General features: G+C 64.5%; 23 protein-coding genes and 1 tRNA gene. 5 read left to right on the plus strand and 19 right to left on the minus strand.

Annotation, left to right across the window (positions count from 1 at the left end):
- Positions 1 to 53: 53 nt before the first annotated feature.
- The 14 genes from J8F10_RS17825 to J8F10_RS17890 form a co-directional block, all read right to left on the minus strand.
- Positions 54 to 989: a nucleotidyltransferase domain-containing protein gene (locus J8F10_RS17825; protein WP_210655902.1), complete on the minus strand. Its 936-nt coding sequence runs from the start codon at positions 987 to 989 to the stop codon at positions 54 to 56.
- A 275-nt stretch (positions 990 to 1,264) separates the two neighbouring features.
- A complete protein-coding gene (locus J8F10_RS40355) occupies positions 1,265 to 2,101 on the minus strand; it encodes a bifunctional transcriptional activator/DNA repair enzyme AdaA (RefSeq protein ID WP_210655904.1) in 837 nt (278 codons plus the stop codon).
- Positions 2,102 to 2,245: 144 nt separating this feature from the next.
- Positions 2,246 to 4,003 (minus strand): outer membrane protein assembly factor BamB family protein, encoded by a 1,758-nt coding sequence (locus tag J8F10_RS17835; RefSeq protein ID WP_210655906.1) that lies wholly within the window; start codon positions 4,001 to 4,003, stop codon positions 2,246 to 2,248.
- 139 nt (positions 4,004 to 4,142) lie between these two features.
- Entirely contained in the window at positions 4,143 to 4,655 is a 513-nt protein-coding gene (tadA, locus tag J8F10_RS17840) for a tRNA adenosine(34) deaminase TadA (protein ID WP_246523425.1), read from the minus strand.
- Positions 4,656 to 4,866: 211 nt separating this feature from the next.
- Positions 4,867 to 7,041, minus strand: coding sequence for a DUF7133 domain-containing protein (locus J8F10_RS17845; protein WP_210655908.1), 2,175 nt, complete (start codon positions 7,039 to 7,041; stop codon positions 4,867 to 4,869).
- Positions 7,042 to 7,103: 62 nt separating this feature from the next.
- Positions 7,104 to 7,871 carry a phospholipase D-like domain-containing protein gene (locus J8F10_RS17850; RefSeq protein ID WP_210655910.1) on the minus strand — a complete coding sequence of 256 codons (768 nt, stop codon included), beginning with the start codon at positions 7,869 to 7,871 and terminating at the stop codon, positions 7,104 to 7,106.
- A 477-nt stretch (positions 7,872 to 8,348) separates the two neighbouring features.
- Positions 8,349 to 9,386, minus strand: a complete 1,038-nt coding sequence (locus J8F10_RS17855; protein WP_210655912.1) for a polyprenyl synthetase family protein — start codon at positions 9,384 to 9,386, stop codon at positions 8,349 to 8,351.
- A gap of 120 nt (positions 9,387 to 9,506) precedes the next feature.
- A complete protein-coding gene (moaC, locus tag J8F10_RS17860; RefSeq protein WP_210655914.1) occupies positions 9,507 to 9,986 on the minus strand; it encodes a cyclic pyranopterin monophosphate synthase MoaC in 480 nt (159 codons plus the stop codon).
- Between the two features lie 23 nt (positions 9,987 to 10,009).
- Positions 10,010 to 10,906, minus strand: coding sequence for a hypothetical protein (locus tag J8F10_RS17865; protein WP_210655916.1), 897 nt, complete (start codon positions 10,904 to 10,906; stop codon positions 10,010 to 10,012).
- Between the two features lie 106 nt (positions 10,907 to 11,012).
- The gene (locus J8F10_RS17870) at positions 11,013 to 11,633 is read right to left on the minus strand and encodes an ATP-dependent Clp protease proteolytic subunit (protein ID WP_210655917.1); all 621 of its coding nucleotides are present in this window, start codon (positions 11,631 to 11,633) and stop codon (positions 11,013 to 11,015) included.
- Between the two features lie 232 nt (positions 11,634 to 11,865).
- Complete coding sequence (locus J8F10_RS17875; RefSeq protein ID WP_210655919.1) at positions 11,866 to 12,513, minus strand: ClpP family protease; 648 nt, start codon at positions 12,511 to 12,513, stop codon at positions 11,866 to 11,868.
- 113 nt (positions 12,514 to 12,626) lie between these two features.
- Entirely contained in the window at positions 12,627 to 14,159 is a 1,533-nt protein-coding gene (gene tig, locus J8F10_RS17880; protein WP_210655921.1) for a trigger factor, read from the minus strand.
- A 150-nt stretch (positions 14,160 to 14,309) separates the two neighbouring features.
- Positions 14,310 to 14,381: transfer RNA gene (locus J8F10_RS17885), tRNA-Gly, on the minus strand.
- A gap of 252 nt (positions 14,382 to 14,633) precedes the next feature.
- A complete protein-coding gene (locus J8F10_RS17890) occupies positions 14,634 to 15,485 on the minus strand; it encodes a hypothetical protein (RefSeq protein ID WP_210655923.1) in 852 nt (283 codons plus the stop codon).
- Between the two features lie 98 nt (positions 15,486 to 15,583).
- Between J8F10_RS17890 and J8F10_RS17895 the strand changes: the two genes are divergently transcribed.
- Complete coding sequence (locus J8F10_RS17895) at positions 15,584 to 16,237, plus strand: flavin reductase family protein (RefSeq protein WP_246523427.1); 654 nt, start codon at positions 15,584 to 15,586, stop codon at positions 16,235 to 16,237.
- A 13-nt stretch (positions 16,238 to 16,250) separates the two neighbouring features.
- Here J8F10_RS17895 and J8F10_RS17900 read toward each other — a convergent pair whose 3' ends face one another.
- Complete coding sequence (locus J8F10_RS17900; RefSeq protein ID WP_210655925.1) at positions 16,251 to 16,865, minus strand: hypothetical protein; 615 nt, start codon at positions 16,863 to 16,865, stop codon at positions 16,251 to 16,253.
- Between the two features lie 169 nt (positions 16,866 to 17,034).
- On the opposite strand from J8F10_RS17900, the gene J8F10_RS17905 reads away from it, so the two are divergent.
- The 3 genes from J8F10_RS17905 (at position 17,035) to J8F10_RS17915 (ending at position 20,665) form a co-directional block, all read left to right on the plus strand.
- The gene (locus J8F10_RS17905) at positions 17,035 to 17,514 is read left to right on the plus strand and encodes a GNAT family N-acetyltransferase (protein ID WP_210655927.1); all 480 of its coding nucleotides are present in this window, start codon (positions 17,035 to 17,037) and stop codon (positions 17,512 to 17,514) included.
- Between the two features lie 673 nt (positions 17,515 to 18,187).
- Positions 18,188 to 18,763, plus strand: coding sequence for a helix-turn-helix domain-containing protein (locus J8F10_RS17910; protein WP_210655929.1), 576 nt, complete (start codon positions 18,188 to 18,190; stop codon positions 18,761 to 18,763).
- Positions 18,764 to 18,946: 183 nt separating this feature from the next.
- Positions 18,947 to 20,665: an FAD-dependent oxidoreductase gene (locus J8F10_RS17915; RefSeq protein WP_210655931.1), complete on the plus strand. Its 1,719-nt coding sequence runs from the start codon at positions 18,947 to 18,949 to the stop codon at positions 20,663 to 20,665.
- A gap of 76 nt (positions 20,666 to 20,741) precedes the next feature.
- Here J8F10_RS17915 and J8F10_RS17920 read toward each other — a convergent pair whose 3' ends face one another.
- Both J8F10_RS17920 and J8F10_RS17925 read right to left on the minus strand, forming a co-directional pair.
- The gene (locus tag J8F10_RS17920; protein WP_210655933.1) at positions 20,742 to 21,227 is read right to left on the minus strand and encodes a hypothetical protein; all 486 of its coding nucleotides are present in this window, start codon (positions 21,225 to 21,227) and stop codon (positions 20,742 to 20,744) included.
- A 132-nt stretch (positions 21,228 to 21,359) separates the two neighbouring features.
- The gene (locus tag J8F10_RS17925; RefSeq protein WP_210655935.1) at positions 21,360 to 21,833 is read right to left on the minus strand and encodes a hypothetical protein; all 474 of its coding nucleotides are present in this window, start codon (positions 21,831 to 21,833) and stop codon (positions 21,360 to 21,362) included.
- Between the two features lie 126 nt (positions 21,834 to 21,959).
- Here J8F10_RS17925 and J8F10_RS17930 point away from each other — a divergent pair, with 126 nt between their 5' ends.
- The gene (locus J8F10_RS17930; RefSeq protein ID WP_210655937.1) at positions 21,960 to 22,943 is read left to right on the plus strand and encodes a class I SAM-dependent methyltransferase; all 984 of its coding nucleotides are present in this window, start codon (positions 21,960 to 21,962) and stop codon (positions 22,941 to 22,943) included.
- Positions 22,944 to 23,078: 135 nt separating this feature from the next.
- On the opposite strand, the gene J8F10_RS17935 is transcribed toward J8F10_RS17930, so the two are convergent.
- A complete protein-coding gene (locus tag J8F10_RS17935) occupies positions 23,079 to 23,501 on the minus strand; it encodes a hypothetical protein (RefSeq protein WP_210655938.1) in 423 nt (140 codons plus the stop codon).
- A complete protein-coding gene (locus tag J8F10_RS17940) occupies positions 23,501 to 24,469 on the minus strand; it encodes a DUF1559 domain-containing protein (protein ID WP_210662012.1) in 969 nt (322 codons plus the stop codon). The genes J8F10_RS17935 and J8F10_RS17940 overlap by 1 nt, the downstream gene beginning before the upstream one ends.
- Between the last annotated feature and the right edge of the window lie 273 nt (positions 24,470 to 24,742).

A 24,742-nucleotide genomic window follows, 5' to 3' on the forward strand; every position in this document is an offset into this window, starting at 1 on the left:
TCTCGTTGTCCGAGCCGCGTTATCGGTGTTATCCGCGGCTCATCCTTCTGCTTCTAAACGCGCCGGCGCCGGGCCGCGATCAAGAACCGGTTCGCGCGCTCCGTGTCCGGCTTGTCCGGGAGCTTGGAACCGGCGAACGCCTCTTGGAACACGCGGTCCAGTTCCAGCGCGCGGGCCTCGACCGCCTCGAACGGCACTTCGCCGCGTCGAATGGTGAGCAACTCGTCGCGGTGCTCGCCCACGTCCACCCGAATGTCGCCGTCGCGGAGCGCGTAAATGCCGCTGTGCAGGAGCCGAATCAGGTGCATCGCGTGCTTCGGCTTGTAGTGCCGGTTCGTGGCAAATCCCCTCTTCATCAATCGAAACTGCGACAGAACGTACCCGGAGTAGGTGCGGTACAGGTGCCGCGAGAGGAACGCGGTGCGGATGCCGCGCAGTTCCGTTCCCGTTTCGTCGGCGTGCAGCACGGCGGGCGACCAGAGCACCTCGAGAATGTTCGGGTTCGCCTGGAGCGCGAGCCGGACGAACTTCTCGATCTCCCAGTCCACTTCCTCGACACCCTCCGCAAAGAACTCGACCTGCTCCGGCGGCTTGGTGAGCGACCAGTGCCAGTCGGCGGGCGGCAGGAACACGCCGCGCCGGTCCTCGTCCGAGGATTCGGTCGCGAGCCCGAACGCCCGCGACCCTAACATCACGCGGTACACCACGAACGCGGACACGTCCGGCCCGGCGGTCGCGGTCGCTTCGACGCTGTGATCCCCGCGCCGAACGAGCAGTTCCCCAAACTTCAACCGGAAGGACGCGCCGTCCAGGAACCGCACGAGGTACGGCCGGTCGTTCGACTCGGGCGCCTCGGCGACTTCGCCCACTGTACCCGCAGGTTTGATGACCTCCGTACCCGGAACGCGCCGATCGTAGCGCAACACCACTTGCGACCCGACCGAGATGAGGAAGTTCGGCGGGAGGTTGTCGTCGCGGTTTTCGGACATACCGACCTCACCATCAGAGGACAGAGGACAGAGGACAGAGGACAGAGGACAGAGGACAGAGGACAGAGGACAGAGGACAGAGGACAGAGGACAGAGGACAGAGGACAGAGAGCAGAAGACAGGAATTTGGGTTCGGAGCAAACGCATGTTCCGACCATTACAGTCTTCTTACCCCTACGCTGTCTTCTGACCTCTGACCTCTGATCTCTGATCTCTGACCTCTGACCTCTGACCTCTGATCTCTGACCTCTGATCTCTGATCTCTGACCTCTGATCTAGCTCTTCTGCTCGGTTTCCAGCAGTTTCTTCTTCCGATGAAGTCCGCCGGCGTAGCCGTGGAGTTTGCCATCGGTGCCGATAACGCGGTGGCACGGCACGATCACCGCAACCGGGTTGGTGGCACACGCCCGGGCCACCGCGCGCGCCGCGGTCGGGGCGCCAATGGCTTCGGCCACTTCGCGGTAGCTCCGCGTTTCGCCGTAGGGGATCGCGAGCAGCGCGTCCCACACGCGGCGCTGGAACGCGGTCGCGCGCACGTCGAGCGGTAGTTCGATGTGCGGTTGGTCGCCGGCGAGGTGCCGTTGAAGTTCCGCGAGCCACGGTTCCAGTTCGGCGTCGTTGCGCGCGACGGCCGCGGCGGGGAACTCGGCCCGCAGCCCGGCTTCCGCTCGTTCGTCGCTGTCGGAGAAACTCAACCAGCAGATCCCCTTCTCCGTCGCGCCCAGGAGCACCCAGCCCAGATCACACTTCGCGGTGGTGAACCGGATCGCGACCGGTCCGCCCTTCTGGTACTGGCCCGGCGTCATGCCGAGTTGGTCCGCAGCGCGCTCGTAGAGTCGGCTACTGGACCCGTAGCCGGCGGCCGTCATCGCGGTGGTCACGGTATCGCCCTTCTTGAGTTTCGTTTTGAGTCGGTCGAGTCGGCAGGCGTCCGCGAACCGGCGCGGGCTGAGACCGACGACCCGTTTGAACACGCGCTGGAGGTGCGCCGGGCTGAGACCGGCCTGCTTTCCCAGATGGGAGAGCGTCAGCGGTGTTTCGAGATTGGCGCGGATGTAGTCGCACAGATCGGCGACGAGCGAAACGGTATCGGGATCGGCGACAGTCGGCATCGCGGCACCTCCGTGCTTACGATACCTCGAGGGGTGAGCGGGGAACTATCCGGTTCTTGCGCCCAGCGATGGATTTGTGGCAATCCGATGTGAAGACTGGTGTGCGGCGCGAGTTAGGTCTGTACTCGCGCCGCATACGCGGGGTTACGACTTCTTCGGTTCCGGGTTCTTCTTCGGCTCCGGGTCTTTCTCTTTCATCGGCTCGGAGTCTTTCTTCGGCTCGGTACCGCCCTTGCCGGGTTGCGTGTCCACGCCGATCACCTTGGTCTGGTTCACTTCGGGCGCGGGCCAGATGGTCATCGGCTTGGCGTACTTGGCCGCGGCGTCGCGGAGGCACACGATCAGCCCGTTGTCGGCGGCGAGGTACACGCGGTCGGAGGCCGTGTTCACGATGTGAATGTTGAACTCGCTGAAGTTGGCCGTCCCGAGCGGCCCGGACTTCTGGCGCGCCGGGTCGGTGGGGCGCTTCGCGTCGAACACCAGGAACCGGCCCTGGCGGTCGCGGACGTAGAGCAGCTCCTCGTTCGCGCCGATCACGCGATCGGCACTGTCGTCCGACCGCCACACGACGTTCCCGGTCTCCCGGTTCAGGCACACCACGCCGCTGTTGTCGCCGGCCGCGTAGAGGTGCGTTTTCGTGACGAACGGGGAATGGTTATTGATCCCGCCCGGGTTGGAGCGCCACTTGGGAGCGATCCCGCCGGCCAGGTTTCCCCCGGTCGCTTCGAGAGCGATCAGGGTGCCATTGGCGAACGGGATGTAGTGGGTCGTCCCGCTCGCGACGGGTGCAGCCGGGATTGCGGAGGTGAGCCGCTCGCTCACCTCTGTGACCACGTTGCCCAGCGCGGTCCGCTTGCTGAGCGCCAGAACGGTGTTGTCGTCCGTCACCGCCCACGCGCGCGTCGGGGTGAGGATGATCGGGTAAATGACCCGACTGGTGAGCCCGTACTGCCACCGGACCGGCGGCTCGACCGCCTTCGGTCGCAGGTCACTCAGCAGCATGGCCCCGGCGATCGACGGCGGAATGGAACTCAGCGACGGCGTGCTCTGGATGTACCGCCCGGCCTCGTTCCGGAGGTGGTACGGCTGCCGCAGCGACGGCAGCAAGCCGAGCGACACGGCCGGCGACCGGTTCTCGAGCGAGTACGGCGGCATGACGCTCGGGAGCGTACTCAGCGACGGCGTCTTCGACCCGGCGGACCCGCCCACGGGCGCCTCGAGAACGCGCGGCCGGACCGTCTGCTCGAACCCCTCGTTCGGCGGCAGGCTCGTACCCGGGGAGTACCGGCTGAGCAGGTCATCGATGGGATTGGTGTCGCTCTTCTTCGCGCCCTGATCGAGCTGGTCGCCCCCTTTGCCCGATGCGTTTATGGTGATCGGGCGGGGCATGTCGAACACGGCGACGCGGTGCGCGCCCGCGTTCCCCGGGCGCACCCCCAGCACGCAGTACACGGCCGTGTCGTCCGCGGCCAGTCCGGTGGTCGGCGTGGAGCCGAGCTCGGCCACGAACTCCGTCACCCCGGTGTAGCGGTAGAAGGCGTACAACTTGGTGACGTGAGCACAGAACACGAAATTCGCGTTGGCCGCGACCGGGTACGCGGTCCCGGACGTCCCGTTGCCCAGCCGCGCCGCCCACTGCAGGCGCCCGGTGAGCGCGTCGATGGCGATGAGCACCCCGGCCCGGGTCTGCACGAACACCTGGTCGCCGATCGTCTGGACCTGCGAGAGCGTGTCGCGGGTGCCCTCGACCGGGACCACCACGCTCCACTCGGCGCGCAGGTTCAGCCGGTCGAGCGCCGCCTTTTCCGGCGGGACCGCCTTCGAGTACACGTTGTTCAATTGGGCCGGGGCGGGGCCGGCGGCGAGCGCGAGGCCGACGACCGCGACGAAACGATGCCACATGAGTGCGACTCCGGTGCGGCGGGCGCGAAACTTAACTTTTAGTTTAACAACGCGCGGCCGCGAATGTGAGCGCCGATCCGCGCGAACGGGCGCCGAAGGTTCCGGGAGAGGTGCGGGTGGCGCCGATTGTGCGGGCCGCTCACTTCTTGCCCAGTTCGCGCTTCCGGCGGAAGAAGTCGGTGAGGAGCGCGGAGCACCGGTCCGCGAGGACGCCCCCGACCACCTCGGCGCGGTGGTTCAACCGCGGGTCGCTCGCGATCTGGTAGAGCGTGTGGCACGCCCCGGCCTTCGGGTCGGTGCAGCCGTACACCACCATCGGCACCCGGGCCTGGACGATCCCGCCGGCGCACATCGGGCACGGTTCGAGCGTGACGTACAGGATGCACTTCTCCAGGCGCCACGACTTGAGCGCGGTGGCGGCCTGCGTGAGCGCGATCATCTCCGCGTGCGCGGTCGGGTCGTTGAGCTGCTCGCGCATGTTGTGCGCCTGCCCGATCGCCCCGAGTTCCGGGTGAATGATGACCGCTCCGACCGGTACTTCGTCTTCCTGGGCCGCGGTGCCGGCTTCCTCGAGCGCCGTCTCCATGTGGTGGACGTGGAACGGGTGCGCCGGGTCGGTGAACGCGAGATCGAACGGGTTGAGCTGGTTCATGTAGTCGCTAAGCGTAACGGTCGAGGGGACAGTGCAAAAGGCGATATGGGACAACAGCCCATGCCGTGGAATTGAGCTTTAAAGCCCTGACAATCGCGAACGGCGCGGCGTAAGCCCGCCGGTAGTGCTCTAAAACACCGGCGGGCTTACGCCGCGCCGTTTGCTAGATCTCAATGAAGTGTCGCGCAAAGCTATGTAAGTCCGCAGCGCGTCACTTCACCAGTTCATTGAGCGTGTAGTACGCCTCCGGGTGCAACACGGGTTCACCGGTGCGGGACTTCGGGCCGTCGAGACGGAGTTCGTACACGCGGCCCTTCTTCAGCCCGCCCACCGGCACGGTCAGCGTCTTGCCGTCCTTCGAGAGCGCCGCGGCGCCGGCGGTTTCGGCGCGCGTGTCCACTTCCGGGCCGCCGTAGTCGCTCTTGTAAGCGTAGGTGTACGAGCTGACCGCCACGGGCCGGGCGCCGATCGTCTCCGGGTCCAGCGGTTTGGTGAACGTGAGCGCGAAGCCCTCTTTCGTCAAGTTGATGTGGTGGATGTCGAACGGCTCCGCGCCCGTGTACACGACCCGCTGGAGCCCGTGAGGTTTGCCGCCGAGCGACCCCCACCCGCGGTTCGTCTGGCCCGCGAACAGGCTCCCGTCCGGCGCGAAGCACAGCCGGTTCACCCCGCACTGCAACCCGCTCCGGAACGGGAAGCACGCGCCCTGGTACACGCCGTTCACCTTCTCCAGCGCCACCCGCATCACGACGGAGTTCGTCTGGTCGCCGACGAAGCACTGGCCCGCGTAGGGGCCGAACTTACCGCCGGTGGTGTCCCAAATCGGCTCACTGGCGGACTTCCCCATCCGCCCGTAGGGGAACCAGATACACGGCGGGTCCAGGTCCGGGTACACCGGCGCCGGGCGCACCCACGGGAGCGTGCGCCCGAGGTCGTTCCACTTCTTCTGCGAGGGCTGCGTGCCGTCGTACCACATCCCGCTCGCGACCTTCTCAGGCACCTTCCCGGCGAACGGCGAATCCTTCACCCACCGGAGCCCGGCCTGGTGCCCGTAGAACGCGCCTTTCTTCAGGTGGTGTAACTTGTTCGTCACCACCCACTCGCCCTGGTTGTCGCAGTAGAACAGTTCGCCGTCCGGCGCGAAGTTGATGCCGTTGGGCGAGCGCAGGCCGTAAGCATACGGCTCCATCTTGCCGTCGGGCGAGACCTTCACGCACCACCCGCGCCACGGAGCCTTCGCCTGGTGCCCGCCGCCGAACCCGACGTTGAGCGTGATGAAGAAGTTCCCCTGTTTGTCGCGCGCCGGGCCGAACGCGAACTCGTGGTAGTCGCCCGACACGCCCCACTTGTCGCACACGGTCTGGTACTCGTCCGCCTTGCCGTCGTGGTCGATGTCCACGAGTTTCGTCAGCTCGGGGCGCTGGACCACGAAGACCGTGTCGTTGGACTCGACGAACAGCCCGAGCGCCTCGTGCAACCCGGTCGCGAATTTCGTCATCTTGATGTCGGCGACGTTCTCCGCGGTCGGGTTGTGGATCAGGTACACGTCCCCGCGGCGCGTGCAGGCGAGCAGTTTGCCGTCCGGCCGGAACGCGAGCCCGCCCACCTCCAGCACGCAGTCGTTCGCCAGCGGAACCGTGTCGATCCGGTACGACGCGGATTCGTTCTTCGCGGCGGCCCCCGACGCCTCGACGACGCCCTTGGGCGGGAAGTCGCGGTCGAGGCGCTTGCGGATCGTTTCCGGCACCACGTCGGGCAGTTCCGGGTTCACGTACACGGCCCACTCGCCCGCCTCCTGGCACACCTTGACGAGCAGCTCGTTTGTCCCGGCCTTCACGTCGGCGAACACCATGTCCTGGTCCGGCGCGGCGGCGCGCGTGTGGGCCTCGTGCAGCACGCGCTTGCCGTTCACGAACACGCTGATGGTGTCATCGCTGCCGAACGAGATGGGCAGCTTGAACGCCCGGGGCGACTCGAACGTGTGGTAGAGGTACACCACCGCGTCGGTGGTCACGTCCGGGAAGAGTTTCTGGAGGTTGACGACGCGGCCCAGTTGGAACGTGTCGTACTCCTTCCACGCCACCTTCGCGCCGGACTTGCCGGCGTAGGTCGCCTTCAGATCGACCTTCTTTTCGGGCGGGTACGCGAAGTCGAAACCGACCCGGTCCGCGTTGTCGAACGGCCCCGCGAAGTACCACTTGCCCTCGAGCGTGGGCAACTTGTGCGAACCGAGCGTGGCCCGTGCGCTGTCTGCCCGGTTGCCCTTGTTCACGTACTCGCCCACGGACTCCTTCGGCGGTTGCGCCGCGGGGACGAACGTGCGCGACGGAACGAGGGCGACACCGATGGCCAGCGCCGCGGTGAGGAGTGGGTACAGGCGGGTCATCACAACTCCGGGACGTGCGGGCGTGGCGGGGAGGTTTGCGGGGTGAGAACGAGTGTACCCCGTTAGAACTGGTTCCACAACCGCGCGAATTCGGCAGTGAACGCGGCGATCAGACTCGCGTCGGCGGTATCGACGATGTTCTCGAAGTTCATGTCGGCCGCACCGCGGGTCCAGTTGTAACTGCCGTTGATGAGCCGCGCGCCATCGAAGATGGCGAACTTGTGGTGCATGTGCCCGTTGAGGCCCGTGTCCGCGGGGCCGTGCATGTCGTCTGTTTTCACAGCGATGCCCGCTTCGCGGAACTTCTGGATGTCCGAACCGGCGTCGTGTTGTTTCTCGTTGTCCGTGATGATGCGCACGACCACTTTGCGCCGGTGCGCATCGAGAATCGCCCGGGTAATGCGGTCATCGGTGATCGTGAACACGCACACGTCCGCGGTGCGCCGGCACTGACCGAACCGGTGAATGATCTGCTGGAGGCACCGTTCGCCCGGCGCGAAGAACGCTTCGTCTTGGCCCGCCGTCGGCACACCGGAGGTTTGAGCGACCGAAGCGAGCGGTGCGAGCACCTTCATCACGTCTTCGAGCCACTCCACCAGTTCGGCGGACGCGGGATCGGCGATTGCCCGGCGCACGACCTCGAACGCGGAGTGCCGAACCAGCCCGCGGTGCTGGTCGGACTTCACGTTCTTCGCGAGCCAGTCCGTGAGTGCGGATTTCTCGCCGCCGGAGAGCTTGCGATCGGCGAGCGATTGCGTGAGGAAGCGGTCGAGGTCTTCGGGGTTCATCGCGGTCCGGTTGTTCTTCGCGGGTTTGGTCCGCCGGGTCAAATTAGCTCAGATAACCGATGAATCCGTGTTACGACATATTTCAAAAGAGGCCCAACGACGCGGTACACATTTGAGCCAAACGTGGAGACCAAGATAGTCGTCTTCGCGGGCCACTCCGAACTTCGGGGGCTCCAGGCACCGGCACATCACACCGATTAGAAACGAAGTCGGGTCGCGGTACGCGGTGTACGACTCACCACCAATGTAGTACGCCCCGGTCAAACGACCGAGGTGCGGAAAGCCCTCTTCTTCGCCATCAAAAACTAACCGCGGATCGTTCAGATATGATTCGATTTCGCGTTGGACCACCCGAAGCATTTTGGTCCGGTGCCGCTGAATCGCCGCGAACTCAACGACCGTGATGGCGGTGATGTTAAGATCGGGCTGCGTCGCCCACTCCGGCGGCGCAACTCGGTTTAGCCGAAACTTTGCCACTCGTGCGTCCTCTGTCGCACCACGAACCGCTACGTTCTTGTTTTACTTCTCCCGGCGAATGCTCCACTCCGCGATGGCTTCCAGGATCGCGCGGCACTCGTTGCGCGGGAGGCACTCCAACTCTTGCTTCGCAGAACGGGCGAGTTCCTCGGCCCGGCGCTTCGCGAAGGCGATGGACTGTGTCTTCTCCAGCGCCTGAAGCACGCGCGCCCCGAGCCCCTCTGCGTTTGTGCGGATCGCGTCGCGGAGTTTTGCGGACTCGGTCGGCGGAAGGCGGTTCAGGCAGTGAATCACCGGGAGCGTGAGCTTCTGCTGTTCGAGGTCGGTGCCGAGCGTCTTACCGGCGGCGTCCTCGGTGCCGACCAGATCGAGCAGGTCGTCCGCGATCTGGAATGCCAGCCCCAGCGAGCGCCCGTAGTTCCCGAGTTTCGCGGCCACGTCCTCGGACGCGCCCGCGTAGAGCGCACCGAGCCGCCCGCAGCACTCCGTGAGAGCCGCGGTCTTGCCGTCAATGATGGCGAAGTAGTCGGCTTCGGTCAGTTCGAGGTTGCCGCGTTCGGTGACCTGCCTGAGTTCGCCGGCACACACGCGGTTGGTCACTTCGCCCGTAATCTGACACGCGCGACCGTCCACCGTGCTCGTGAGGTGGAAGGCGTGCGTGAACAGCATGTCGCCGAGCAGAATGCTGACCTTGTTGCCCCACCCGGCGTTCACCGTAGGGGCGTGTCGGCGCATTTCAGCTTCGTCGAGCACGTCGTCGTGAACGAGCGTGGCCGTGTGGATCATCTCCATCGCCGCGGCGAGCGCGTGGTGCGCGGGCGTGATCTTCCCAACCGCTTTGGCCGTAAGGAGTAGCAGCGCCGGCCGGAGGCGCTTACCGCGGTAGTGTTTGAGGTGCTCGATGAGTGGCCCGAACGGACCGCGGTGGGGCGCCAGCGTGCTGTCGAAGATGCGCTCGGCTTCGGCGATCTCGGCCGCGACTGGGGCGAACGCCAAACCCGCGGCCCTCGAGCCGGACCGGTGAGTGGGATCGAGCCCCGGAGCGGTTCCGCCAGAAGTAGCGGGCGAAACGGTTGCCATTGCGGTCCCCATCGCGCGGCCCTCCCGCATTTCCGGTGCGTGCCGCAACCCGGAAAGCATACGCCCGTGATGCCGACCGTCAATTGCAACCGCGGGTCCGAAAACCCGCGCCACGAAGAGTCACGCCGGGGCGCGAACGAAGTGTCCGCTCTTCCCGCCGTCCTTCTCTTCCAGCCGCACCGCTTCGATCACCATTCCGCGGTCGGCCGCCTTGCACATGTCGTACACCGTTAGGGCTGCTACGGTAACCGCAGTGAGGGCCTCCATTTCAACACCCGTGCGCGCGAAAACTGTCACCGCGGCCTCGATTCGCAGCGAATCTTCCGCCGGGAACGCGAAATCCAGTTTCACGGACGTCAGCGGGAGCGGGTGACACAGCGGGATCAGGTCGGCGGTTTTCTTCGCAGCCATGATCCCCGCGAGCCGGGCCACTTCGAGCACGTCCCCCTTTGCCACCTGCTTGTCCCGAATGAGCGCGAGGGTGGTCGGCAACATGCGCACGACCGCCGAAGCCCGGGCGACGCGGTGCGTCTCAGCTTTCCCGCCGACATCGACCATGCGTGACGCGCCGGACTCGTCGAAATGTGAGAGTGTGGACATGGCGTTATTGTTGTGATGACTTTTTACGGCCTCTCGGGGGGCAACAACCGTGCTCCGCGTTCGCTGTTGGAGGGCGCTGGAGGAGGGAGTTCTTCCGTGCCGGGCGGAATCGTGGACGGTACGCCGGGAGGCGGCATTTCCGGGAAGATCGGCTGTCGGCCCCCGCCGCTCCCGGGTGGGGTCGGAATTGTGGGCACGCGCGGGCCGTCCGGTGCAGTTGGTTGCGGGTACGGCAACACGTTCCCACCAGCGCCCGCACGTGGGGGAGCTGGCGGCTTCACGGTGATGTCGCGGTCGGCCTCGAACGTGCGCCCGTCGGTAGTTACCAAGCGTACCGCGATCCGCACGCGGTCCGTACTCGGGAGCGTCTGCCACGGCACCGCAACGAAGTAACCAGTACTAATGAGGCCGCTTTTCCACGTCGGGCGCAGTTTGTCGGCCGAGAGGTTCCACGACCCGATGGGGTTCTTCAGGCCCGCGGGGGTGATCTCCCACGCGGCGATGAGTGCCCGCGCCGGAACCTTCACCGCGGAGCCGTCCTCGTCTTTCGGCACGATGACAACGACCAACCCCTCGTCACCGGGAACGCCGTCGTCATCGACACCGCCGGTCCCCCGAGCGATCGCGATTTCCTTCACGGGGAAGAACGCCCCGCCGCTCGTGCCCGTCGCGCCGGGTTGTCGGTCGTTAGTGGGCGCGGGGCGCTGGGACGCTTCGTAAGCGCGGAGTAAGTTGCGCGACTGGTCGAGCGCGGCCCGCGTGTCCGCGAGTTCTTTTTCGCGGGTACGGAGTTCCGATTCGATCAGGTCGTAACGGTTATTAGTTTTGCACCCGGCAAGAAAAGTGAGGAGAACGCAGACGCAGCCACAGACCGCACTGCGGTGCGTGAACCGGCGCGGGTTCCGCCTGTGGTGTCGCATCCTGCTTCCCAAAGAAATCTACCCTCCCCCGGTCCCAAAAGGAGACCGAGAGAACATCCGACTCCCCCCTTGCTCACGCGAAGGGGTTGGGGAGGGTAGGCTCTTATCAGTCCCCTGTCGGGCGGTTGGCGGCGAGCGTCTCGGCCGGCATCCGCTCCAGAACTTTGTCGATCAAACCGAACTCGCGGGCCTCTTGCGCGGACATGAAGTTGTCGCGATCGGTGCCCTTCGTGATCGCCTCGACCGGTTGGCCGCTGTGCATGGCCATCAGCTTGTTCAGCGTGTCCTTCGTGCGGAGGAACTCCTTCGCGTGGATCAGGATCTCCTCCGCGGTCCCCTCGCTCCCGGCGCTCGGCTGGTGGATCATCACCCGGGCGTGCGGCAGGGCGAACCGCTTGCCCTTCGTCCCGGCCGTCAGGAGCATCGCGCCCATGCTGGCGGCCTGTCCCATGCAGTACGTCGCGACGTCGCACGTGATGAACTGCATGGTGTCGTAGATCGCCATGCCCGCGGTCACGCTCCCGCCGGGGCTGTTGATGTAAAGGCTGATGTCGCGCTTCGGGTCTTCAAACTGGAGGTACAGCATCTGCGCGACGATCAGGTTCGCCATGTCGTCGTGAACCACGCCCTGAAGGAAGATGATCCGGTCCTTCAGCAAGCGGCTGTAAATGTCGTAGGCGCGTTCTTCGCGGCCCCGGCTCTCCACGACGATCGGTACGAGCGGCATGTTCGGTCCTCCGGGCGAAGCGCCGCGCCCTCTGGTATCGGGCGGGCGGGTCGCGGGTGATGAGCGGTGTCGGTCCGTGTTAGTCGCGCGCGCCTGTGGCGTGGCGGACTTGCGGTAGAATCGCGGAGTGCGGGCTGCGGACTGCGAAACGAAAGCAACAGGCAACGGGCGGTGGCTCGTGCCCGATTTCTGTTTTTGCCTTCAGTTCCGTATTCCGCGATCCGCGTCGGATTTACTTCTTGGGTTCCGGGCGGATGAGCACCTCGTCCACGAGCCCGAAGGACTTGGCCTCGTCCGCGTGGTAGTACTTATCGCGATCGGTTTCCTTGGCGATGATGTCGATCGGCTGGCCGGTGTGCTTGGCCAGGATCTCGTTGAGCCGCTGGCGCTCCTTGATGATCTCGTTGGCCTGGATCTCGATGTCCGAGACCTGCCCGCCGACCTGCCCGTAGGGCTGGTGGATCATCACCTTGGAGTTCGGCAGCGCGTACCGCTTGCCCTTGCTCCCGGCCGCGAGCAGCACCGCCGCACCACTGGCCGCGAGGCCCATGCAGTACGTGTGGATCGGGGCCTCCAGGAACTGCATCGTGTCGTAGATCGCGAGCGTGGCGGAGACCGACCCGCCGGGGCTGTTGATGTACATGTGGATGTCGGCCGTCTTGTTCTCGTACTGGAGGAACAGGAGCCGCTGGATCACCATACTGGCGAGCAGGTCCGTGATGACCGGGCTCCCGAGGTCCTGGCCGGCGCCGAGGAACACGATCCGGTTTTCCATCAACAGGTCGCCGAGCGTCATCGTCCGCTGGCGGGTGTACTGGCCGCGCTGGAGCGTCGGCTCGAAGGTGCGGGCCGCGGCCGTCGGGTCGAACGGTGAGAACATGATTTGGCCTTCCGAGCTGAGCCGTTCGGCCGCGACCCGGCGCGGAGCTGTTACACTCTCGCGCCGGGTCGCGGCGAAACAAAAATGGGGTCACTTACACTGTACGCAGGCGGTCAACTGCCGCTGTCGGTCTTCGGCTCCTCGCCCTCGGTCGGGGCCGGCGCCTCGGGTTCCGGCAGTGCGGCCTGTTCGACGGTCGCGACCTCGCCCTGTTGTTCGTCCGCCTTCAGTTCGTAGTCCTCGTAGGTCGCGTTCGCGATGATGAGGTCCAGGGCCTTGCGCTCGAGCAGGTCGGCCGCGACCGCTTCCAGCAGGTCTTCTTTTTCGAGCCGCGCCTTCACCTTGCGGAAGCTCTCGCCCGACTGCTCCGCGATGCGGTCGATCTCGACGTCGATGTCCTCTTCCTCGATCTCGATCTTCTCGACCTCGGCGACCTTCTGGAGCACGAAGTGCTCTTTGAGCGCGTCGGCCGTGCTCTTCAGCACGTCCTGCTCGAGCACCCGGCGCCGGCCCTGGATCTGCTCGTCGGTCATGCCCGCGTTCCGCATCTCCATGACCTTGCGGGCGAGCGTCTTGCGGGCCTGTTTGCGCAGCATGTCCTGCGGCAGTTCCCACGCCGCGGCCGAGGCGATCGTCTGCAGAACCTGTTCGCGGGCCGACCGGCGCTGCGAGTACTCGAGCCGGCGCTCGAGAACCGCCTGCACGAGTTCGGTGAACGCATCCGGCGTGCTGACGCCGAAGGAGTTTTCCAGAAGCTCCTGCGTGACTTCCGGCTGACGGGTGGTCTTCACGTCCTTGACGGTGAACGTGGCCTGAACCGTTGCGCCGCGGAGCTGCTCGGAGGCCGTTTCCTGGGACAGCGTAATGTCGACCGCGCGCACGTCGCCCGGCTTGGCGCCGGCCATCTTCGCGCCGAAGTCCGAGGCGATGCCGTCGGAGAGCGCGAGCTGCGGTTCGACCCGCACCTGCACCTCGTCGAGCTTGTTAATGTCCTTGCCGTTGAAGGCGATCGTGACGTCCGCGGTCACGGTGTCGAAGAGCTCGACGACCGCGGGCTCTTTCGGCACGATCTGGCCATACGGCTCGAGCAGCCGCTTCTTTTCGGCCTCGACCTCGTCCGCGGTGTAGGTGTGGACCGGGCGGCGCAGCTTGATGCCCTTGTACTCGGGCAGATCGAACTCCGGGCGCACTTCGATGTCGAACTCGTAAACGAACGCCCCTTCTTTCGGGATGTTCACGAGCGTCGGGTCGAACTCCGGCGGGCTGAGCGGCGCGATCGTCTGCTCTTCCGCGAGCTGCTCGAGGCTCGCCATGAGCACCTGCGATTTGATCTCTTCCGCGACGCTCTCGTAGTACTGCTTCTCGATCATCTTGCGCGGCGCCTTGCCGGGGCGGAACCCGCGCACCTGCGGCTGATCGCTCCGCGTCAGCTCGGTGAATTTCTCATTGAACCGCTTGTCAATGGCCCCGCGATCGACGGTGACCTTCACGTGCTTCTTGCACGGCCCCACGTCCCTGATTTCGACCGTCTGCTGGAGCTTAACGTCGGCCTCGGCAGTAGCTTCGGCGCCCGTGATCTCGGCGAGTGCGGTCGCCGTGATCTCGTCTTTCGGAGCTTCCGTGGTCGGGGTGGTTTCGTCGGCCATCGTGATGTCCTCCGTCGGTGAAGCCGAATTCGTGCTGTGTGCGAGCCACTTTAAAACGACAAACCGGGAAGTTGGGGCAGCGGGATTGTATCCCCGCCGTAAGCCCGCGACTTCCCGGCTTTTGTGCGCTTACGCGCCACATGAAATCAGAGCGGGTGATGGGACTTGAACCCACGACAACCTCGTTGGCAACGAGGTACTCTACCACTGAGTTACACCCGCACTTTTCAGTCTGGCACACCCATTTTTAGGTACGTGCCGTCGCGGTTTCAAGTGGAGAATATTTGAAGTAGGTGTGGTGGACAGTGGGCGCTCTGGAGAAAACCTGCGGGCGCGGCCCGGGCGAAGCGTTTTCGGAGGCGAAACGCGAGCCGAATTGTTCCCCTCGTGTTCGATTCTGGTAGCCGACCTGCTGCCGTAAAACGAAAACGGCCGGCTTTCGGCCGGCCGCTGCGTTCATCCACTCACTTCGCACTACTTGTCCATCGAGTCTTCGGCGTAGGTGCTCTCGTAGACGAATTTGGTTCCCTCGCCCTGGTGGTTCGCGAGTTCGGCTTTCGCGCTCAGGCGGGACGCCTGATACTTGCCCGCGACCGTGTTGAAGTACACGTCGCCGGTCCACAGCATCGGAACGAGCGGCACCTGTTCGCCGGTCGCCTTCGGCGGGGCCTTCAGCGTCGTTTCCACGCCCACGATGAGGTAGCCGTCCTTCGCACCCTTGCTCGTGTATTTCTGGGTGAAGTCGTAGTTCTCCCCGGTACCGTTCGGCGGATCGATCTTCACCCCGAACGGGCGGTCCCACGTTTTGCCCGCGTCCGGCAGCGCGTCTGGCAGTACGAGGCGGAACGGCAGTTCCGCTTGCAGGCGCGCCGCGGAGCCGATCTTCGCGTCCTTCACTTCGATGAGCTTGCCCTGCGTGTCCACCCGCACGGTGACGATCGGTTTGTTCAGGAACTCGGCCATGCTCTTCGCGTCCTCCGGCTTGGCCGAATCGGTCGTTACCGTCATCCCGTCGGGCTGGCGGATCACGCTCTTCATCTCACTGATGCTCATTTCGAGCGTGGCAACGCCCTGCTTGTCCACGTCCTTCACGGTCCACTTGCGGACGAGTGTGAGGTTCGTGCCGGACTCGCTCGTGACCGGCTTCTCGGTCTTCTCGTCGAGTACCGTCTCCTTCACGACCGTCGACTGGACGACGCGGTACGTGTGTACCTTTCCCGGCTCCCACGCGAACCGCGGCGCGGCCGGAGCGGGCGCCGGGGGCTGCCCGAAGGCCGGGGTCGCGGTCGAAAACGCGAGCGCCAGAACCGTGAATCGCAACATCATGTTGGGCCTCCCGCACGGAACAAAGACACAATTGGGAGGGGGAATACCGAGGAGGTGAACCGGCGCGAAGGGCAATCGCCGCGCGGCGATCGACTATCATGCCCTTTGGAACCACCTGTGCCACTTCCGCTAACCCACGCGACCCCATGCAGATCGACCCGACGACCGCACACGTGCCGGATGTGTACCAGTACCTCGTGGGGCTCGTCACCCCGCGGCCCATCGCTTGGGTGACGACGCTTTCCCCGGTCGGCGTAGTGAACCTCGCGCCGTTCAGTTTCTTCAATGCGTTCGGCGCGAACCCGCCCATCGTGGTGTTCTCCCCCACGCTCCGGCGCGACGGCACGAAGAAGGACACGCTGCTCAATCTGGAAAGGCTCGGTGAGTTCGTCGTTCACGCCGCGACCGCGCCGCTCGCGGAGAAAGTGAATCTGTCCTCCAAGGAGATCGCGCCGGACGAGAGCGAAGTCGCCCTGACCGGCCTGAGCACGCTTCCGAGCGTGAAGGTGAAGCCCCCGCGCATCGCCGAAGCCGCGGTCGCACTGGAGTGCGTCGTTAGGCAGATCGTCCCGTGCGGAACCGGCCCGATCGCGGCGAATCTGGTAATCGGCGAGGTGGTGATGATGCACGTCGCGGACGAAGTGCTCGACGGCAAAGGCGGCGTCGATCCGCACAAACTCAAAACGGTCGCGCGCCTCGGCGGGGCGTTCTGGTGTCACACGTCGGATTTGTTCGAGTTGAAACGGCCGTAACAGCACTCACGGTTCACGCCGGGAACCCGAATTCGCCGAAGTAGCGTTCCAAAACTTCGCGCTCCAGGTCGAACGCATAGTCCTCCGCGAAATCCTCTCCGCGGGGTCCGTTGTCCTTCTTCATGCGAGTGTGCATGCGGTCCGCGTGGTGACCGAGTTCGTGCAGAAAGACGTGGCAGAGCTGATAGGCACGAGCAGTGCTGTCGGTCCAATGAATGGTGACGTCGCGCCCCGGGCCACCGTCTTCGATCCGAGCGCCGATGCGCGCAAGAAACCGGCGGTGTTCGGCGAACCAGGGCAAATCGAGCGCGTAACTCATCTCCTTGGGCCACGCGCAAATGCCGAGCACCCCGCGATTGTACCACCCGTCGCACCCGCGCCGACCACAATCGAGGCTCACCAGATCCAGACCCACCGCGAGCGCGCCCCAGTTCGGGATCAGCGCAATGAACCTCTCGACATCTCGTTTCAGGAGCAAGTGCCGATACCCTTCCCCGGGCTTGCGCCGATCGATCACCAGGCGCGTCTGCGTGTTGTAATACACGCCCGGCGAGAGCGCCCAGTTGTTCTGCTTCTGAACGCGCCCGTTGCGAACGCCCGGCGCGGTCTTGCGGTAGAATCGCGACACGTCTTTTACCCCTCCCGGAAGGAGGGCCACACGCACGCGCAGGTTCGCCAATTATGACTGATATCGCATTCGCCTCGCCATGATTATCCCCATAGGTACCATCACAAATGAAGGCCCGCGTTGCCGCCCTCCGTTTACCTTCTTCCCCCGTCCGTTTACACTTCCACTCATGATCCGACCCGCGACACCCGCCGACACCGCCGCCCTGCTCCGCCTCACGGCCGGTACGGGGTTCTTCAAGCCGCTCGAAGTGGAGACCCTCGAAGACGTGCTGAACGACTTCTTCGCGGCCAACCGCGACGACTACGGGCACCGCGCGTTCGTCTGGGAGGAGGACGGGCGCCCGCTGGGGTACGTCTACCACGCGCCCGAAGAGATGACCGACCGCACTTGGTACTTGTGGTGGATCGCGGTCGCGGCCGACCAGCAGGGCCGCGGGATCGGCGGAAAGTTACTCGTGTTCGCTGAAGCGGATGTCCGCGAACGCGACGGCCGATTGCTCGTCGTCGAAACGTCCACCACCGAGCACTACGAGCCGACCCGCCAGTTTTATCTCAAGCACGGCTACGCCGCGGCGAGCCAGATCCCGGACTTCTACGCCGACGGCGACGGGATGGCAGTTTTTACAAAACGATTAAGGACGAATTGAGTGTTTTGCGCGTAGTTTTTCGGATCTCAATGCCGGATCTCCCGCAGCACCGTGAAAATGCGCTGCGTTGCAATTCTTACCGAGTGCTGAACACTCAAAATGCCCCTCTTGCCCCTCCGCGTATGATGCCTCGCGAGCCGTCAGAACCGGACCAACCGGATCGATCGGCCCTCCTGCCACGGAAGGCACGTCTCGGCGAAGAGTTCTCACCCAAGTTACACATCCAGCCCGAACGATCATTGTGACTGACAGTGCGAGCGCCCGGAGGCCGGTGGTCGGCCTTGGACCGTTCGCCCGATCCAGCGGCCCCAACCCCGCCGGAACCCACCGCCTTTACCAACCTCCCAATTTCGCGGGTTTTGCGAAGACGGACGGTTGGTGTAGCCGATGGAGTTAGCGTCGCAACCGTTTCCCGCGCCGCCCGGGTTAACCGCCCGGGCCACCCGAAATGCCCAGTTCGCCCGGGCGCTTCGGGAGCAACGCGAGAGGCCCACGCGCCGTTAGCAATCCGGCCCACGGCCCGCCGGACGTTCATACACCCGCCGCCGCGGTGCCCCCGACCGCGTGCGGCACGCCCCTCGCCCCGAGGGTTCGCCCGAGGAACCCACGCAGCCCGCCAGGATGGTAATGGGCGGGGCGCGGGTCGAAGCGAGTTCAAACGGAGTGTCTCGCCATGAAAAAGGTGTTCACCACCGGACAGGTCGCGAAGATCTGTAAGGTAGCCCCCCGCACCGTGTCCAAGTGGTTCGATTCCGGGCGCCTCAAGGGGTACCGCATCCCCGGCAGCCAGGACCGCCGTATCCCCCGCGAGCAGCTCATCCGGTTCCTCAAGGAACACGGGATGCCGCTCGGAGAACTTGAAGAAGAAGAGTGGCACAAGGTGCTGCTCATCGGCACCGAGAAGTTGTTCAACGACCGCATCAAAGAACTACTTCCCGAAAACGACGACTTCAAGTTCGAGCTCGCCAATAGTGGGTTCGAGGCCGGCATCCTGGCCGGCAGTTTCCACCCGGACACGATCGTGATCGATCTCGGTTTGGGCCGCGCCGAGTCCATCCAGATCGTCTCCAACTTGCGCAAGGACGAGGCCTACGCGACCACGCTCATCGTGGGCCTGGCGAGCGAGGACGAGGCCGCGCCCGAGCAGCTCACGCAGTACGGCTTCAACGACATCTTCAAGAAGCCGTTCGACGTAGCACTGCTCGGCGAGAAGATCAAGAGCATTGCCGAAGCCAAGCGCGAGGACTGAGCGCGGCGACCAAACGGTTACGGGGTTGTGGGGCGAACCTCTGGTTCGCCCCACAACCCCGTAACCGTTTTCATTTTTAGCCGCGCCCGACATTCGCGCCAGTAGAAGTGCCGCAAAGTGCTTCCGGGGTGGGTCGCGTGCCGATAGTCTGGATGGACATTTCGCCCGCACGGGAGCCACTGAATGAACCGCCGCGCGTTCCTCTCGCTCTCGGCCTTCACGCCACTCGCGCACCTGCTGCCGGTCTACGGACAGATGCGCGACCCGGTGAAGCAACCGGAACGCGAACTCACGGCCGATCTGGTGATCTTCGGCGCCGGCGTCGGCGGGGTCGCGTGTGCGATCGCCGCAGCGCGCAACGGACTGAAGGTGATTCTCACCGAAGAGTACGATTGGATCGGCGGGCAACTTACGGCGCAAGCGGTTCCGCCGGACGAGCACCCGTGGATCGAAGAGCACGGGAGCACCAAAACCTACCGGGCCTTCCGAACGAAGGTCCGCGACTACTACCGCCGCGCGTACCCGCTCACCGAGGACGCGGCGAAGAACCGGCTCCTGAACCCCGGCGCGGGCGGCGTCTCAAAACTGTGCCACGAGCCGCGTGTCGCGCTTGCGGTCTTACTGGAAATGCTCGCACCCCACCTCACCAGTGGCCGCGTGAAACTGCTCCAACCGTTCCGCGCGATGAGTGCCCAGACGGACGGCGACACCATCACATCGGTGTTCGGTCGATTCAGGACCGGTGCCCCCGTCAACCTGATCGCGCCCTACTTCGCGGACGCGACCGAGACCGGCGACCTACTTCCGCTGGCCAAAATCGAACACGTCACCGGTGCGGAATCGAACAGCGATACGCGCGAGCCCCGCGCCCCGGACCGGGCGCAGCCGGACAACCACCAGGCGTTCACGATCTGCTTCGCGATGGACCACGAAGCGGACAAGGACAACACGATCGAGAAGCCCGAGGGCTACAAGCAGTGGCGCGACTACGTCCCGAAGATGACCCCCGCGTGGCCCGGGAACCTGCTGTCGTGGGAGATGGCCGAGCCGAAGACGCTCAAGACGCGCGCGGTGGGCTTCGACCCGACCGGACCGATCGCGAAGGGATTGAACCTGTGGACTTATCGCCGAATCGTTGCGAAAGACAATTTCGTCGATGGGTCCGGGTTGAGTGACGTGTGTCTCGTCAACTGGCCGCAAAACGACTACTGGCTCGGTAACCTCTACGGCAACGGCAAAGACGCCTGGGAGCACCAACTCGCCGGGCGCCGACTCAGCGAGTGCCTCCTCTACTGGATGCAGACCGAGGCGCCACAGCCCGGCGGCAAGAAAGAGGGCTGGAAGGGGCTGCGCTTGCGTGGGGACGTGACCGGCACCGAGGACGGCGACGGACTGGCGATGGCGCCCTACATCCGCGAGAGCCGGCGCATCAAAGCGCAGTTCACCGTGACCGAGAACCACGTCGGGGTCGATGCCCGGGCCAAGCACCTCAGCGCGAAACCGGGCGAGTTCACCGCGGAGCCATTCAAGGACTCCGTCGGGACCGGGAGCTACCGCATCGACTTGCACCCGTCGTCCGGCGGGGATAACTACATCGACGTGAGCTCGCTCCCGTTCCAGATCCCGCTCGGCGCGCTGATTCCCGAGCGCGTCGAGAACCTGCTCCCGGCGTGCAAGAACATCGGCACCACGCACATCACGAACGGCTGTTACCGGCTACACCCGGTGGAATGGAGCATCGGCGAAGCGGTGGGCGAGTTGGTCGCGTTCTGCACAGCAAAGAAGCGCGTTCCGCGCCAGGTTCGCAAGGACGCGAAGTTGCTCCTGGACTTCCAAACGCAACTGGCGAAAGCCGGCAGCGACCTCGATTGGCCCGAAAGAATCGCGAAGACCGTGCGGTAGCTTCGTCCGGTTGGCAACGTTGTGTCCAATATGAACACCGAAAGCACAGGGCGGAAGCCCTGTGCTTTCTCGTTTGCTATTTGGCAAGTTGGATCTTCGCGTCGGTGAGAATCTTGTTGATCTGTTCTTGTGGCGAATCGGATATGACAACCATTAGCGGCTTGTCTTTCTCGCCGGTGTAGACGTACATCCAGCGGCACTCGAAGCAAATCAGGAAGTCGTAGGTTTTGCCATCGTGGATCGCACGAATACCGTGCCGCGGGGTGAAACAGTCCGCTTTCTCGGCCCCGTCCTGAACGCCCTTTTTGAGCGCGGCAGTCAGCCCCTTCGCAGCCTCACCTTTCACAGTCGTCTTGCCGAGTAGCCGCGAAGCGTGCCACCCGGTCTGATCTTCGTCGTTGGTGCTCCCGTTGAGGGAGTACACCTCGAGTGATTCGGCCTTCTCCAGTGCCGTCAGCACCGCGTCGGGCAATTTAGTCTCGGGCGGCTTTTGATCTTGAGCCGTGGCGGTGCTGACGAACACGACCGCACACCCCACAGCGAACCAACGAATGGCTTTCATGACCGTCTCCTGGCGGAGGGCGTAACCATTGCTGATCGTTGGGCACCCGAGCGAAGACCCGTCACACCGGCTCAGCGAAATGGAGCTTCGCTTTGCGCAGGGCCTGCGCGAAGCCATCCAGAAGCCCCGGCGTCACTCCTCCGGCTTCGCTAACGGCACCTTTGCATCAGTCAGAATTTGGTACAGCAACTCCTGGGCCGAAGTGGAGGTCGTAACGATCTGGGGCTTCTCATTCTTGTCGGTGTAGACGTACACCCAGCGGCACTCAAAGCAGATGACGAGATCGTAGGTCTTCCCGTCGTGCGTTACGCGGACACCGTGACGCGGAATGAAGCACCGCGCGCCCAGTTCACCCTCGCCCACGCTCTTCACCACCACAGCCGTCAGTTTCTTCGCGTCGTCACCCTTTACGGTCGTCTGGCCGAGAACCTTGGTGCCGTGCCAGCCGTCCTGAACGTTTTCATCACCACTCAGCGAATAAAGTTCGAGTTCGGTGGCCTTCTCCAGCGCCGCCAGCACCGCGACTGGCAATTTGCTCTCTTTCGCGCACCCAGTTGTACCGAACGCAACAACGCACAGTGCGACACTCCAATGACCTATTTTCATGGCTGTCGCTCCGTGAATTGAGAGCGCACATTTTACCCATCTATAAGGTGCCGTTGACGCGGAAAACCGGATCGAGGTAAGTTTGCCCGAACGTCCCTCGTTGTCGGCTCACGGATGGCAGCCTCCATGCTGAACCGCCCTTCACTCGCGCCCCTCCCCGCCGGCGCGGAAGTGCGCAACACGGCCCCGAGCGTCGCATGGGAAGAAACGCCCTGCCCGCTCTGCGGGACCGATGCGGGCGCGCCCGTTCTGGAAGCGCCGGACCCGCTCCCGGCCGCCGGTACCGGCCTGGTGTTCGCGGTGGTGCGCTGTGCGCACTGCGGGCTGACGTACACTAACCCGCGCCCGACCGAGCGCACGATCGCGGGCTTCTACCCGACCGATTACCAGCCGCACCGCCGCCCCGGGAAAATCCGCCAGTCGCGCCGGGCGCGGCCGTTCTGGGCGCGCCTTTCCGGGCGCCCGTGCGCGGAGCGCCGCGGGGTGCTGCCGTGGCCCGGTCCGGGGCGCCTACTCGATTTCGGCTGCGGGGCGGGAAGTTTCCTGAAGACGATGGCCGATCAGGGTTGGCAGGTGACCGGCCTCGACGCCTCTATCGGCGCGGTGGAGCAGGCGCGCGAGCAGCTCGGGTTGGCCGCGCTGGTCGGCACACTGCCACACGCGGACCTGCGACCCGGCTCATTTGACGTAGTAACCATGTGGCACTCGCTCGAGCACGTCCACCGACCACTAACCTTGCTGCGCGAAGCCTTCCGACTATTGGTGCCCGGCGGCAAGCTCATCATCGCCACGCCGAACATTGATAGCCTGCCTTACAAGCTGTTCGGGCGCTCGTGGTTCGGACTCGACCTCCCGCGCCACCTCACACACTTCACGCCGACTACGCTGACCACGATGTTACAAAGCGCCGGGTTCCGCCCTGAACCGGTGCGCCACTTGCGACACAGCGACTGGCTCCGCTCGAGCGCCCGTCTCACCGAGCGCAACGGCCACAAGGGGTTGCTCACGAAGCTGCTGCGGTGGAAGCCGACGGCCCGACTCGCGGCCTGGTTGTGCTACGTGACCAGCGCGTCGGACTGCATCGTCTGCGTCGCCGAACGGCCGGCGTGATTCCGTGTTTTGTAGGTCGGCCCGTACCCAGCGCATCTTCACAAAGCTTCGGACGTCGGGCACAGCCCGACCTACAGAAACACAAAAAGACCGGTTGCTGACGACAGCAACCGGTCTCAAGAATCGCACTGGTCGTTATTTGGTCTTCAGACTGAAGTCGTGCGGGGTACCAGCACCCGAGTCGTAATCAATCTGCATCGTCGAATCCCGGTTGAACTTCGGCGGGATCACGTTCACGATCTCGTCCTTCATCTCACCGGGACCGGCGTCCCGGTCCGGCACCTTGCGCCCGGTCTTCTTCTCCGTGACGATCTCGACCCGGTATTTGCCGCTCGTCGGCCCGCGCTCGACCGGGATTTCGTACCGCCCGTCCTGGATGTCGCCTTCGGCGCTGATCCCGCCGGTCAGGGCGAAAAACCGAACTTTCCCGGCCGCCAGTGGCTCCCCGTCAACCGTGACGGTTCCGCGAATCGGCCCCCGCTTCGGGGTCGCGTCCCCGCACCCACAAAGACCGGCGGTCACTAACAGGACCGCGCCCAGAATACAGTACCTCGACATCAAAACTCCCCCAGCACTTCGCCCCCAGCCATGCTGCTCATGCCGGCCCAGGTGTTGAGGTCGATCGAGTTATTAATGAACCGGACCGACCCGTCGCACAGCGCGGCGTTCACTCCGTTGGTGTGCCGGCTCCGGCTGCCCATGAAGAAGTTCCGCGGGTCGCCGCCCGTGTCCCGGATGCACGGCCATCCCTGTTGAGGGTTGTCGATGCACTGGCCGTAATCCCCGGACGGGCTGTTCGGGGTGATCCGGGCCGAGATCTCGTAACAGGCGGAGTCGTTGTTCCAGATCCGCCCCCGGCGGTCGGTCGTCAACCCCAAGTGGTTCTGCGGGGGTTGCAGCATCTCCATCAGACACAGGGTGTTGCTGGTCCCGTCGGTCATGTCCGTGAACTTGGCGCCGAACTCGAGCCAGAACGGGGACCGCCCTGCGGTGCCGATGTTCAGCGGAGCGGGGTTACTGGCCGGCCCGCCTTGGTCGAAGAACGCCCACCGGCCCCAGTTCACCCCGTAGTTCCCCTTGTAATCGTTAGTCGTGGTCCACGGCTCCTGGGTCTGGTCGGACGGGCACTGGAATATGGTCAGTTTCTGCGAACGGGCCAGGGTATTGAGGGCGTCGTTGAAACCGACTGTCTGATTGTAGCTCTTGTACAGATTGTCCTGCTCGATGTACGGCAGAACGTCGGCGACGAACGGCTTGCGCGGCTTGGTGAGGCTGTTGAGACCGGTCGCCGGGTCGTTCCCCTGGCTGCCGATCGGGAACCGGCCGTTGCTGGACTCGCAGTTGTGACACGCGAGCGCGAGCTGTTTAAGGTTGTTCTGGCACTTCATGCGCGCGGCCGCTTCTCGCACTTTCTGCACGGCCGGGAGCAGGAGCCCGATGAGGATCGCGATAATCGCGATCACCACCAGCAGCTCGATTAAGGTGAAACCGATACGACGGCGGAGCGAATAGACGTTGTTGGGCATGGCGACTCTGATGAAGAATCGGTGAGGCGGGATGGCTTCACCAGAGTAGAGACGCGGTCCGCAGAAATCAATCCCGCGGCACGTTCAACTTGACAAACAAGGGACACAATCCGTTCCGACCGCGGCTCATTCAAAGGTCCACGGGCCGGCCACGAACCATACGAAACGCGATCAACAAAATAACCCATTTTCACAATATGCGCGTTTTGACATGCGGACCCGCGTCGCGAACCCACAAGCAGATGTGGGAAGAAATGGCCTGTGATGATTCCA

The organism is Gemmata palustris, assembly GCF_017939745.1.
In the GTDB taxonomy this organism is placed as follows: Bacteria; Planctomycetota; Planctomycetia; order Gemmatales; family Gemmataceae; genus Gemmata; species Gemmata palustris.

Excerpts from the sequence above, each read along its gene's own strand:
- J8F10_RS17835 (WP_210655906.1), bottom strand. The coding sequence starts at position 4,003 with ATGTGGCATCGTTTCGTCGCGGTCGTCGGCCTCGCGCTCGCCGCCGGC.
- J8F10_RS17930 (WP_210655937.1), top strand. The coding sequence starts at position 21,960 with ATGCTGAACCGCCCTTCACTCGCGCCCCTCCCCGCCGGCGCGGAAGTG.
- moaC (WP_210655914.1), bottom strand. The coding sequence starts at position 9,986 with ATGTCCACACTCTCACATTTCGACGAGTCCGGCGCGTCACGCATGGTC.
- J8F10_RS17855 (WP_210655912.1), bottom strand. The coding sequence starts at position 9,386 with ATGGCAACCGTTTCGCCCGCTACTTCTGGCGGAACCGCTCCGGGGCTC.
- J8F10_RS17925 (WP_210655935.1), bottom strand. The coding sequence starts at position 21,833 with ATGAAAATAGGTCATTGGAGTGTCGCACTGTGCGTTGTTGCGTTCGGT.
- J8F10_RS17870 (WP_210655917.1), bottom strand. The coding sequence starts at position 11,633 with ATGCCGCTCGTACCGATCGTCGTGGAGAGCCGGGGCCGCGAAGAACGC.
- J8F10_RS17865 (WP_210655916.1), bottom strand. The coding sequence starts at position 10,906 with ATGCGACACCACAGGCGGAACCCGCGCCGGTTCACGCACCGCAGTGCG.
- tadA (WP_246523425.1), bottom strand. The coding sequence starts at position 4,655 with ATGAACCAGCTCAACCCGTTCGATCTCGCGTTCACCGACCCGGCGCAC.
- J8F10_RS17845 (WP_210655908.1), bottom strand. The coding sequence starts at position 7,041 with ATGACCCGCCTGTACCCACTCCTCACCGCGGCGCTGGCCATCGGTGTC.
- J8F10_RS17915 (WP_210655931.1), top strand. The coding sequence starts at position 18,947 with ATGAACCGCCGCGCGTTCCTCTCGCTCTCGGCCTTCACGCCACTCGCG.
- J8F10_RS17905 (WP_210655927.1), top strand. The coding sequence starts at position 17,035 with ATGATCCGACCCGCGACACCCGCCGACACCGCCGCCCTGCTCCGCCTC.
- J8F10_RS17895 (WP_246523427.1), top strand. The coding sequence starts at position 15,584 with ATGCCCTTTGGAACCACCTGTGCCACTTCCGCTAACCCACGCGACCCC.
- J8F10_RS17890 (WP_210655923.1), bottom strand. The coding sequence starts at position 15,485 with ATGATGTTGCGATTCACGGTTCTGGCGCTCGCGTTTTCGACCGCGACC.
- J8F10_RS17935 (WP_210655938.1), bottom strand. The coding sequence starts at position 23,501 with ATGTCGAGGTACTGTATTCTGGGCGCGGTCCTGTTAGTGACCGCCGGT.
- tig (WP_210655921.1), bottom strand. The coding sequence starts at position 14,159 with ATGGCCGACGAAACCACCCCGACCACGGAAGCTCCGAAAGACGAGATC.
- J8F10_RS17910 (WP_210655929.1), top strand. The coding sequence starts at position 18,188 with ATGAAAAAGGTGTTCACCACCGGACAGGTCGCGAAGATCTGTAAGGTA.
- J8F10_RS40355 (WP_210655904.1), bottom strand. The coding sequence starts at position 2,101 with ATGCCGACTGTCGCCGATCCCGATACCGTTTCGCTCGTCGCCGATCTG.
- J8F10_RS17825 (WP_210655902.1), bottom strand. The coding sequence starts at position 989 with ATGTCCGAAAACCGCGACGACAACCTCCCGCCGAACTTCCTCATCTCG.
- J8F10_RS17920 (WP_210655933.1), bottom strand. The coding sequence starts at position 21,227 with ATGAAAGCCATTCGTTGGTTCGCTGTGGGGTGTGCGGTCGTGTTCGTC.
- J8F10_RS17875 (WP_210655919.1), bottom strand. The coding sequence starts at position 12,513 with ATGTTCTCACCGTTCGACCCGACGGCCGCGGCCCGCACCTTCGAGCCG.
- J8F10_RS17940 (WP_210662012.1), bottom strand. The coding sequence starts at position 24,469 with ATGCCCAACAACGTCTATTCGCTCCGCCGTCGTATCGGTTTCACCTTA.